Annotated in this window: 4 protein-coding genes; 2 read left to right on the top strand and 2 right to left on the bottom strand. The window is 60.7% G+C overall.

The genetic code is table 11. From position 1 onward, the window contains the following. Window positions 1-3: 3 nt before the first annotated feature. Together pbpC and ACILSL_RS13835 are read right to left on the bottom strand one after the other, a co-directional pair. Window positions 4-2322 carry a penicillin-binding protein 1C gene (gene pbpC, locus ACILSL_RS13840; protein WP_395732631.1) on the bottom strand — a complete coding sequence of 773 codons (2319 nt, stop codon included), beginning with the start codon at window positions 2320-2322 and terminating at the stop codon, window positions 4-6. A 5-nt stretch (window positions 2323-2327) separates the two neighbouring features. After that, a complete protein-coding gene (locus tag ACILSL_RS13835; RefSeq protein ID WP_395732630.1) occupies window positions 2328-8186 on the bottom strand; it encodes an alpha-2-macroglobulin in 5859 nt (1952 codons plus the stop codon). 248 nt (window positions 8187-8434) lie between these two features. Between ACILSL_RS13835 and ACILSL_RS13830 the strand changes: the two genes are divergently transcribed. Both ACILSL_RS13830 and ACILSL_RS13825 read left to right on the top strand, forming a co-directional pair. Then, window positions 8435-9151, top strand: coding sequence for an RNA polymerase sigma factor (locus ACILSL_RS13830; protein ID WP_395732629.1), 717 nt, complete (start codon window positions 8435-8437; stop codon window positions 9149-9151). A gap of 40 nt (window positions 9152-9191) precedes the next feature. Next, complete coding sequence (locus ACILSL_RS13825; RefSeq protein WP_395732628.1) at window positions 9192-11507, top strand: serine/threonine-protein kinase; 2316 nt, start codon at window positions 9192-9194, stop codon at window positions 11505-11507. The last annotated feature ends 324 nt before the right edge of the window (window positions 11508-11831 follow it).

Here is an 11831-nt window from a genome sequence, read left to right as displayed (position 1 = left end):
ACTTCACGGCACCATCTCCACGCGCACCTCCACCGCAGCGCTGCGGCCTTGATCATCCAGCACATGCACGCGCCATTTGCCGGCGGCTGCGGTCCACATGACGGGTGTGGCGGGATCGCTGGCTCCGAGAAAGCGGGGGCCGGCAAACCAGAAGACGCGGTTCACGCCGGGGGCGGTGTCCGCACGCAGCGGGATTTTCTGCCGTGCGGCATCGGAGGCCTGCAGGGTGTACACCAGGGCGGAACGAGGTGAGACGATCTTTGGCACTGCGGCTGCATCTGCCGCGACGAGTGATTCAGAGCTGGCTTCCAGAGGTGGCGGTGTTTTGCGCGGAACACCGGCGAGCTTGAACATCTCCAGGAGGTCGGGCGGCCAGAACTCAAAGACCTCGCGTTTCAGCGCGCGTTTGCCGTCAGCACGCGCGACGCGAAGGCCGCTGGCGGCATCGATCAGTACTTCGCGATGGATGTCGCAGGGCGTGATTGGGGAGACGCCGGGAATGAACCCGCCTTGTACGCGATGCTGACAGTGTGGGGTGGGCAGCTGGCCAGAGACTGCGCAGAGCTCCACCTGTGAGACGCCGGCAGGCGGCTTTTCGCGTTTCATTGGGAGGCGCAAATGACGAAAGGTTTCAAACAGCAGCGGTGCGGCGCACTCGCGGGCGATGAAGGCGGGATTGGCTTTGCCGTTGAAATTACCGATCCACACCACCAACACATAGTCGCCGCGCATGCCAGCGGCCCAGGCATCGCGAAAGCCGTGCGAGGTGCCCGTTTTCCACGTCACTGCGGGATCATCCATCACGGGTTCGCCTTCGCGCGTGCGCAGCATCTCACGTGTGAGGTAGCGGGCTTCATCGGTGAGGAGCGGCTGTGCTTCCACGATCTGCTCCGCTTTGAAATAATTCAGGTGACGTGCAGTGCCATCGCTGGCCAGCAGAGCGTAGAGTTCGGCCAGTTCTTCCATGGATACTTCGCCACCTCCGAGAGGCAGGGACAGGCCATAAAAATCCGCAGGGTGAGGCAGGGCCACGCCTGTCTCTTTGAGGAAGCCGTACAGGCCGGGTGCATCGAGGCGCTGGGCCAGAGCGACGGCCGGAATGTTGCGGCTGTGATACAGCGCATCTGCGGCTGAGATGGGGCCGGCAAAGTTGCGGTCAAAATTCTCGGGGTTGTAGCTGCCGAAGGCCATGCGGCCATCGCGTAGAAGAGTGTGTGGGTGGATCAACCCCTGCTGCATGGCCAGTGCATAGATGAAGGGCTTCAGGGCTGATCCCGGCGAGCGCCGTGCTGGGACACCGTCCACCTGACCTTGAATCTTGCTGTCGAGAAAGCGGCTGGAACCCACATAGGCCAGCACCTCGCGCGAAGGCGCATGGACCAGCAGCGCGCAGGCATTGGTGATGCCCACCTCGCGTTTGCGCTGCACGTAATCATTCACCGCCTGCTCCACACCTTGCTGCCGATTGAGATCTACGGTGCAGCGAAGCGGCGCTCCGGAACTGGCGCGATCGTCGGCTGGTTTCTCGGTGAACAATCGCCGTGCCAGATGGGGGGCTTCACGTGGTACGGGCTGCAACTGTCGCAGCGTGAAGGATGCATCCAAAGGATCGGCAGGCTGGCCGCGCTCTTCGCGCAAACGATCCCACAGGCGGTGCTGTGCGGCGGCGAGGCTCGCGTTGTCACCTGTGGCACGTGGTCTGCGTGTTGTCGGGCTTTGCGGCAGCACGGAGAGTGCCACGGCCTCGCGCAGGGTCAGATCCTGCGCGGATTTGCCACACCACAGAAGGCCCGCCGCGCCCACGCCTTCCACGTTCCCGCCATACGGTGCCTGATTGAGATAAGCCTCCAGAATGTCGTCCTTCGAGTGGTGCTTCTCGATCTGCACTGCACGCAGCATCTGCCAGGCTTTGCCCCATGGTGTGCGGGTATGCAGATCGTAGCGCAGACGCGCAAGCTGCATCGTGATGGTGGAGCCACCGCCGCGAGCCGAACCTGAAACGACACCCCAAGCCGCGCGCAGCATCGAGAGCGGATTCACTCCGGGGTGATCGTAGAAATGGCGGTCCTCAAGAGTTAGCGTTGCCTTGATCAAGGCCGGGCTGATCTCCGCCAGCGGGGTGAAGCGGCGATACTTGCCATCTGGTGTCAGGGCGAGATGAAGCAGCCTGCCATGGCGATCCTCCAGCGTGCGCGAGAAACGAAACTCCGGGGGATACAGCTCCGGCTGGGGCAGCAGCAGCCAGACCAGCGCCAGCAGCAGGAGTACCGCGCCAGAGCAGCGCAGGAAACGCATTCGCAGCAGACGATGAAGCGCACGCATGACGGTTACTCCACGTCGATTTTCCCGCCGCCGTCGCGTCCTTTGGTGCCGCGGTCATACATGCTCTCCGCAAACACGGGCGGGATGACGTAACTGCCTGCGGCGATGGGTTTGATGCGATAGCTGAAGGTCTTGACTTCACCTTTGCCGAGGCCGCAGAAAAACACATTGCGGTCTTCGCGCACATCCACGTAGTCGGCGCCCGGCATCGTGCCGCGTCCGGGTTTGAGGCCGTTGGGCTCCAGTTCAAAGCTGCCGGGCATCAGATCGAGCACCGCGAGGTTGCGCAGTGCATTGGGAGAAACATTGCGTACGGTCAGTCGCACCAGCGCACCTTCACCGACCTTGAGTTTGGCCACGGCCTTGCCGTCTGCTCCGATGATTTCGCGGAACACTTCCAGGCCATCCACGATGCGCTGGGTAGGCACGCCGGTGTCGAACCCGGCTTCCGTCACCTGATAGAACGCGCCGAGGTCGCGGCCTCCACCTTGAACGAGTCCGAAGCGCAAGCCGCCCGCCTGCGCGCTGAAGTTGCTCTGGATCAGGCCGGTGGTTTCTGGCACCAGCGGGACGGGGGTGCCGCCTGTACGCGGCAGCTCCGTCAGTGAAACACGCACGCCTGACTGTTTGGCGAGATCCGAGTAGGCCTTGATCGCGAGGATCGTGGTGGCGGCGCTGATGGTGTTGAAGCGGTTGCGTGCGAGGGGTTCGGTGACGATGGCGAGATCGTCATAGCCAAAATTTCCCGCGAGTTCCGGGAAGTGTTTGCAGGCCACGGCGAAGCCCTCGGCCTGGCTCACCTGGGGATCGAGATAGTACCAGCCATTCCAAGAGCCGAGCGCTTTGCCTTTGCGCACCGTGGCCCAGTAGTCCTGCATCAGCGTCACCGCTTCAGGGCGCTTTTGCAGCAGTGCATAAGTGCCTGCGAGATACGCGGCGGTGAGGTGGCCTCGCCATGCTTCCTGAAATTTCTGGCGCAGGTTGTCGCGTAGATTCAGCACAAAGGTGGAGGTGTTTTCGCCCTGCCGCGTGAGCAGATAAATCGCCGCCGCCTGAATGGCCGCCTCGTCGAGGCTGTCCACCTGGCTGCGTGCCATCTGCCGCATGCGATTGCGTGCGCCTTCGAGCAGTGCGGAGGGGACCGCATGTCCGGCATCCCGTGCTTCGGTGAGGAAGCGTGTCACGTAGACCGAGAGATAGTCCACGCCTGCATCGGCATCTGAATCCCAGTAGCCGAAGCCGCCGCTGGAATGCTGGCGGCTGCGCAGCAGGGCAAATGCATCATCCAGCTGCCTTGCGGACTCCGCCGCATCAAATCCAAAGTCCACCTCCTTCGCCAGCAGCAGGCGTGAGACAGCGCGGCTGGTGATCTGCTCGGAGCAGCCATAGGGATACGCGTGCAGGTAGGACTCCAAACCACGCGCAAGACCCAGCGGCAGGGCGGAAACGTTTGCGTTCAGTTTGCGATACTGCGGGAACATTTCACGCGTGACCTTCACCTCATGAGTCTTCTCACGGAAGTAACCGCTCTGCACGTTGGTGATGAACGGCGCGGCGGGTCGCACGCTCAGCGTGGCACGCCGCAGCACCACCTGACCGGCGGCTTCGGCTTTGAAGGTGATCTCTGTACCGCCGAGCTCCTCTTTCACCCGAATGCGGAAGCGCACTGTGTCCTCCTTGCCAGCGGCCACATTGACCGCACCCTGCGGGGAGGCGATGACTTCGAGATGTGGAGTGACCTGCGCCACGATGCTGATCGGCGCATTTGCCTCGGCGCCTTCGAGGTTGTTCGCCACGGTGAGCGAGGCGGTGAATTCATCTCCCGGTGCGGCAAAGAACGGCACATTCGGAGTCAGCACGAGAGGCCCGCGCACGATGCTGCTCGTTTCAGCGCGGCCCACCGAATCCTCAGCGACGGCCACGGCCATGATGTTGAGCTTGCCGGCGAAGTAATCCGGCACCGTGTAGCTGACTTCCTGGCGTTCGGGGCCTGCAGCGATCAAGCCCGACCAGAACACCACCGGCGGCTCCTTGCGACGCTTGAAGGGATTCAGGTTCAAGCGCAGCGGCTTGTCGGCATCCCCGCCGAAGGCCTTGTTTTGCGCGATGAGCGAGAACTCGGGCAGGATCAGGTCCATGAGCTGCTCCGTCTCGACTTCGAGGGCGCGTTTGCGGTTCAAATAGGCGAGCGGGTCCGGCAGCTTGTAGTCGGTGATCTGGTGAATGCCTGCGTCCACGGCATAGATCACGATGCGGCATGGCTTCGCAGTCTGGTAGCCGATCTTCATGACATCCCCAGGCTTCACTTTTTCCGGTGAGTCGATCCTCACCTCGATGCGTCGCTTGTCGGGATTCGCCACGAAATGCTCCACCGCATAGCTCAGCGGCGAGGTGAAGATCTCTTTAGAATCAAGCGCCCGCACAAAGGAGGCGTTCACGTAGGCGGAGCCTTCGATGTCATTCGGCACCGTGATGTGCTGCACGCTGGAAGTCGTGCCTGCTTTGAACCATTGCCAGCCGAGCACACGCTCTCGCTCAATGGTGATGAGGCCCGCGCCGGTGTAGGTAGCGCTCAGGCTCGCTTCCAATGACTCACCGCTGTTCCACGTGCCGCGCGCCAGTTTGATGCCCAGCTCTGCGTCACGCTCCATGCTGCGGTCAAGGTCTCCCTTGCCCACCACGGTGAACGCTGTGGCGCAGACAATGTTGTTTTCCGGGTCGCGTAATTCGAGGCGGAACTCACCCGCCGCATTCGTTGGCAACGCGTAACTGGCGCCTTCCGCTGGCAGAGCAAAGCGGGCCTCCGAAACCATGGATTCGCGCTGCGTCGAGACGTAGGCGTAGCTGCCGCTATTCTGCTTGGTGAGCACGGACACGTGTTTGATCTGAATCAGACGCGCCACGAGATCCTTTGGCACATAAGGTTTCAAATCCGGCCCCACCGCCATGAAGCGCACATTGGTCGCCGTGTCCTTGCCGAGGTAGTCGAGTTTGGCATCCGGCTTGTAGCCGACCACATACGGCAGCGCGGCCACGAGGAAGTTTTTCCCGCTGCGCACACTGCGTCCACCATCGGCCTCGAAGCCCTCGATCAGCAGGCTCACCTGGAAGCAGCTTTTGTCGAAACGTTCCAGCGCCAGATCAAACTGGGCCGCGCCGGTGTCATCCGTCTTCTGCTCGCCGAGATTGATCTTCTGCCCGGCCTCGGTCTCCTCGGTGTCTTCTGCTTCCGGCAGCCGGTTGTGAAAGATGAAATCGGGGAACTGAGCAAACGCGAAAGCCCCCGGGCTCAATTCCATTCGTGCTTTGAGCAGACGCTTCGCCGCCGGAAAGCCAAACAGTGTTTGCAGGGAAACGTCCGCCTTGATGTCACCCGGCTGCAGCCATCCGGCGAGTTCATTGCCGGTGAGGGTGACATCGATCTTCATGCGGTCCGGCTGGAAATCCTCCACCTTGAACAGGGTCTGCCCAAGACGGATGCGTTCATCAATGCCTTTGACCAGATACAGGCGCGCGATGTAGCGGCCCGTGGGATCGGACTCATCGGTCTTCATTTTCAATTCGATGAAGCCGTCAGCGGACAGTACGATTTTTTGGGTGTCGATCACTTCGTCCTTCGCATTGACCAGATCCATTTCGAGAGGCAACCCTGCGAGGCCTGCGGCCCAGTCACGGCGCTTCAGCACGGCACCCACGTGGATGTCATCTCCGGGACGATACACACCGCGCTCCGTGAACACGAAGGCCTCGAGAGCCTCCTGATCTGATGCCTGCACGCCACCGATGTCGAAACGTGAGAAATCGAGCAGACGGTCGGGACGATCGAATGGCAGGAATGACAAGTCATTGCCCAGCGTGGCGACGATGGCCACGGGGCGCTTCTCCCGCTGAAAATTGCTGACGTCTGGCAGCAGCACATGGCCGTCGGCGGTGGTTTGCTGCAGCAGATACTCACCGTTTTTCGCCATCACTGTGATCACGGCGCCGTTCACCGGTTCGCCGCTCTGGATGCTCTGCACAAATACATCGCGCGAGCCGTTCGCGTTTGTTTTGACCATCAGGCCGAGATCAGTGACGAGCACAAAGCGGTTTGTTGTTGCCTGCCCCATGACCCGCCAGTCGTCCTCCACATCATCTCCCTCCATGGCTTTTTTGCTTTCCGGGACAGGTTGCACGCCTTCCGCCGTGAGGAAAAACAGGCCACGCGAAGCATCCGCATCGGCGGGATCGGGCGCCTGCAGCGCGCTGGCGAAGTCGATCACCGAGTAGCAGGCCTGAAACTCGTTTTTCATCGCCACCGGCTGCACACGGCGCAGGAAGTGGGCGATGTTGGATTCGTCAAAGCTGTCGTTCATCGTGAAGTAAGGATTCGCGAAGTCCCCCTCCGTCATCACTACCAGGTGGTTGACCTGCTTCGCAGGCACGCGCGCCATCTTCAAGCGCAGAAACGGCACGCCACGCGACTGCAGGGAGAGCTTGCGTTCGCCATTGAGCGCCAGGATGCCGCCCTTGCCCAGCAACTGCACTTCCTTCGGGAAACGTGGCGTGGATTGAAAAGAGCGAAACTCCCGACTGAGCCGGAAGCCGCCCAAGGCCTCGACTCCGTGCGTGATGCGCACGAACAGACGGCCCTGCTTCTCCGTGAGAAATTTGAAGGCATGCCGCGTCGTCGCCGGATGATCATCGCTGAGCTCCAGTTCGACCGGCTTGAGCGACACGGGCGCATACTGCCGCAGCACATCCTCCGTCACGTCATTGACTCCGGGTGGGACGCGCTTGCCTCTCACATCCGTGATCCGAAAATTGGGTGGTTCCTGCCAGACGCCGAGGTGCTTGAGCAGATTCTCCGTGGTGACATAGCCCTCGGTGTTGATGAACAAAAACTGTTCCGGCTCGCCATCATCAGCCTTCAGAATCTCCGTGTTCGCATCGGCGATCTTGAAGCCGCTGTCCACGTCAGGCACGCGCACTTTCGAGGTGATGTCGGCTGTCAGCGAGCTGCCGCCGACCGTGGAGGTGAGTTCCTTGTGCAGCGTGATCTTCAAGAAATCCTCCTTGGCCGGAACCTGGATCCGCGCCGTGCGAATCCAGAACTCGCGCTGCAGCTTTCCTTCCGTGACCGAGAACAGCGCATCCGGCTTCTGCCCTTTCCAGTCAAAAATCTTCGCGCCACCCACGACTTCCAGTGAGACCAGTTGCTCGATCTGCGCCCTGTCGAGCGGGTGAGTTGAGGTGAGACCCACCACGACGTTTTGCATCGAAGGATCACGTGGATCGATCTCAAATTCTGAACTGGTCACCGTAAGCTCCAGCGGCTGGGTCCGCCCCTTCCAGACTGGTTGTTTTACCACCACTTCCTTGGGCAGCTGAGCCGGATCAAGCTGCACAGTGTACTCCTGACCGGCGGGCCAGTCCTTGGCGGGGGTGAAGACCAGCAGCTTGTCCGTGCTCCAGGTCCACACGCCCGCGTGTGCTGGCTTGAGCGTGACGCCAGAGGCCGCCTTGCCCACGGCATCCAATCTGGCCGCCGAGGCATTGAACTGCAACGTGATGGGCTGCGGCTGCGGTTTGTTTTTGATGATTGGCGTGACCGCTGGCATCAGGAGCAGCCCCTTAGCCTCACGCACTTCAGTCCGCACTTGGGGGCGCGGCCGATGTGCATCCCGATAATGACGCACCTGTGGCACGATGAGAAACATCAGCCCGGTGATCACGATGGCGAGGGCGTAGCAGCCGGGATGTTTCCGCACCTGATCATCCGCCGCACAGGCAAGACGCGGCACCCAGGCAGGCGGCTGGTAGTGAAATTGCCCAAACAAAGCACGCATGAAGCGTGCAACCCATGAACCGGAGGAGTCGGACATATATGTATAAATTGTGACTGAGAGTAATCGACCGGCCTTTCCGTGCTCGGGGAATCTTGAGGCAAAAATTGAAAATTATTCCCTTGATTCTGCCGGGGGAGCCGGTTGTGCGGCCCGCAGGCATCGCTCGTCCATGGGGGGCGGGCAAGCAGGGTTCCGGCGATTGAGTTGATCAGGTGCTTTCCATGCGATTCGTATAAGATGTGTAACTTTGGTTCCCATACCTCCAAGTCATCCACAGAGACCTCATGCAATTCACGCACGCCACCGGCAGGTTCATGCCCACACGCTGGACATTGGTGCTGCGTGCAAACGCCGCATCGCCTGAAGGCAGGGCGGCGTTGAGCGATCTATGCGCCGCGTACTATCAACCGGTGTTTGTTTTTTTGAGGCGGCAGGGATTTGATGAGGATGCGGCACGTGATCATGCACATTCGTTCTTTTCCCATTTGCTGCAGCGTGGGTTTCCCGGGCCGGACCCGGAGCGCGGGCGGTTTCGCAGCTATCTGCTGGGTGCGGTGAAATACTTCGTCAGCGGATTGCAGACTCACGCACGCCGGGCCAAGCGTGGCGGCGGCATGGTGCATGAATCCTTGGATGCCGAGGTGGACGGTTCACCTGCGCTCATGATCGGAGACCCCACGGTCACCCCCATGGTGGAGGCTTTCGACCGTGAATGGGCTGTCGAGGTGATGAACCGGGCTGTGGCCGCGCTAGCAGCGGAGCACCTGAACGGACGGGAAGGGCAGTTTGAAGCGCTGCGGCCGTGGCTGATGGGTGACGAGGTCGCATCCCACGCAGTGACGGCGCGTGCTTTGGGCATGAGCGAAGGCGCGGTGAAAGTGGCCGTGCATCGCCTGCGCAAACGATTCCGCGAACTGCTACGGCATGAAATTGCGCAGACACTGGACGAGCACGAAAACGTCGAGGACGAACTGCGCTACCTTTGCTCCGTGCATGGATAAATGGGTGTAACATTTCGCTCCGAGTCTTCAAGGAACAGGCATGACACCCCAAACATCACATCCCTGCTCTCAATGCGGCCAGCCCATTCCCGAGGGCTCTGCCAATGGACTTTGTCCGCGCTGTGTCTATGCCAAGGCCCTGGCACCGACGATGGACGGAATATCAGGGCCTCATGAGCCGCCGAGTTTGGAAGCCGTTCGAGCGGCTTTCCCCCACCTGGAAGTCTCCTGCCTGATCGGCAGCGGTGGGATGGGCGCGGTCTTCAAGGCGCGCCAGCCGCAGCTTGATCGTTTTGTCGCGCTGAAGATCCTGCCGGAGGAACTCGCGGGGCAGCCAGGGTTCTCCGCACGCTTCCAGCGCGAGGCGCAGGCGCTCGCAAAGCTCAGTCATCCGCACATCGTGACCGTGCATGACTTTGGGCAGTCGGGCGGATTCTTCTACCTTCTCATGGAATTCGTGGATGGGATGAATCTCCGCCAGTTGATGCAAGCAAGGCGGCTTACACCCAAGGAGGCGCTGAGCATCGTGCCACCCGTATGCGAGGCGTTGCAATGCGCGCACGATCACGGCATCGTGCACCGTGACATCAAGCCCGAGAACCTGCTCATCGACAAGGCAGGCGTGGTCAAAATTGCTGATTTTGGCATCGCGAAGATGATCGGCGGTAAGGAGGGAGCCTTCGCATATGACAATGAGCCGGGAACCAGCGTGCCCGGTTCACTCCCCTGCGGCACCCCGGATTACGCAGCGCCGGAGCAAGCGAATGGCACCGCCGATCATCGGGCGGACATCTACTCTCTCGGTGTCGTGCTTTACGAGATGCTCACCGGCCAGCGGCCGAAGGAAAAAATTGAGATGCCCTCAAAGCGTGTGCAGGTGGATGTGCGCATCGACGAGATCGTGCTGCGGGCGCTGGAGCGGACACCGGAGCTGCGCTACCAGACGGCGGCAGAATTCCGCACGCAGGTGGAGGCGGCTGTGCAGCCACGTGCCATTTCCCAGCCCGCACTCAAAAGAAAGAATGGCTGTCTGCGCCCGCTGATCATAGCGGGTGTGATTCTGCTGGCGTTGCTTGGCCTCATGTTTGTCATCTATCTGGCATCTCGTGTCGATGCACCGCGTGCCACTGCAAGACACCGAACTGCGGTCTTTGGTCCCGTCGTTGAACGCATCATTCGCCTGCCAGGAGGTGCTCCCCATGAATCCTTTCTCGATCTCGACACCGGGAAGTTCGTGGCAGCGCCCGAGGATGTTCTCAAAGCCATGAAAATTCGATTCACCCAGGGGCAAACACCACCTGAAGTGGAAGCCCCGATCCGGCAGTGGGCGGAAGAAACAGGTGCTGATCTCATGGCGGTCAGCACAGAGCCGCGCATCACGCTGGTATTTTTGGGTGGATCGCTGGTATCTACAGACCTCTCATTTGCGAAAGCGGAGGCGGCGCAGGTGATGCTCATGGCGGATCGCGCAGCAGACGCCAAAAGCCCCGCACTTCCATTTGTGCGTTTCGACCAGCCCGAACTCGATCCAGACGGAGCAGCGAAAGCCATTCTATTTCACACTCAAGACGGGAGTTCGGGCCTGTTGCAGGTGGTTGGATTTGCGGACAGCTCCGCCCGCATCAAACTGCGTTACAAGCTCCTCGCTGATTCATCGGAGGCTGCAGCGGGACTTGCGGAGAGCAGGACGCGAACATTTTCCCTGCATCACACCTTTGCCTCCGACATCATCTCCGGCGGGCTGGATGCCATCATCCGGGATGGCTCCGGACATGAGGCCAGGGCGACAACCGACAATCAACAAATCATGGTGAGAGCGCCGGGAGACATCATGAAACGTGCGCAAAATTTCATCACCGTGACGGACTGGACAGACGCGCTCCAGCGCGGTCCCAATTACCAATATCCGAGCGACACCGTGATGCATGCGGCACGCTCATTCTTCTACGCTTGCGCCATTGAGGATGCGACAGAGGCGTTTGACGATCTGCTCTCACCCACGGTGCTGGCCGAGCTGAAAAACGACACCCAGAGCAAGGAGTTTGAAAACTACCAGATGGGCGGTGCGCCTGATGCTGCATGGGAAAAATCACTGCGTGCAGACTGGCCAGGAAAGAAGGAAGCCATCCAGCGGTTCATGCGTGCATGGAACCGCCACCCGGTGAAGCGCATCACGGAGAGTTCAGGCATTGCCCTCGGATTCGGCAGGAAGCATTTCTGTGATGTCACGTTTGAGGGAGCCCCCAGGAGCTCTTACAAGGTCATGATTGAACCGGTGCGAACACCGGAAGGCACTCAGCAGGATTCCTTTTTCTTCAGCAGCCTGCCACCATGGTGGAGCGAAGAGCCGCGCTGAGACATGGTTTGACACTGCATCGGGTTTCGCCTTTGCAGGCTGTGGCCCTGGCCGCGGTGGCGGTGGAATGCAGCCTGAACCCCCTATTGGATGCGACGCCTTCGACTGGCAGTACCGGAAGTCCGCCCGTCCTCGGGTATAGAATCACGCGGGTCAAAACGCCAACGTTCGGCTCTGCCCCTGTTGCTCCACCGAAGGTCTCCGCACCTACGGTTCCAGGAGAACCGACAAAGCCAACGACAGGAGCCTCTCAGCCAGTCATCCGTATCTATGCCGTCGCAGCTGTTCTGCATGCAGGCTCTGCGGATGAAATCAAACACGAGG

Origin of the sequence: Prosthecobacter sp., assembly GCF_044222345.1 — a bacterium.
Classification (GTDB): Bacteria; Verrucomicrobiota; Verrucomicrobiia; order Verrucomicrobiales; family Verrucomicrobiaceae; genus Prosthecobacter.
The sequence above is the reverse complement of the archived record's forward strand: the minus strand, read 5'-3'. Positions and strand labels throughout refer to the sequence as shown.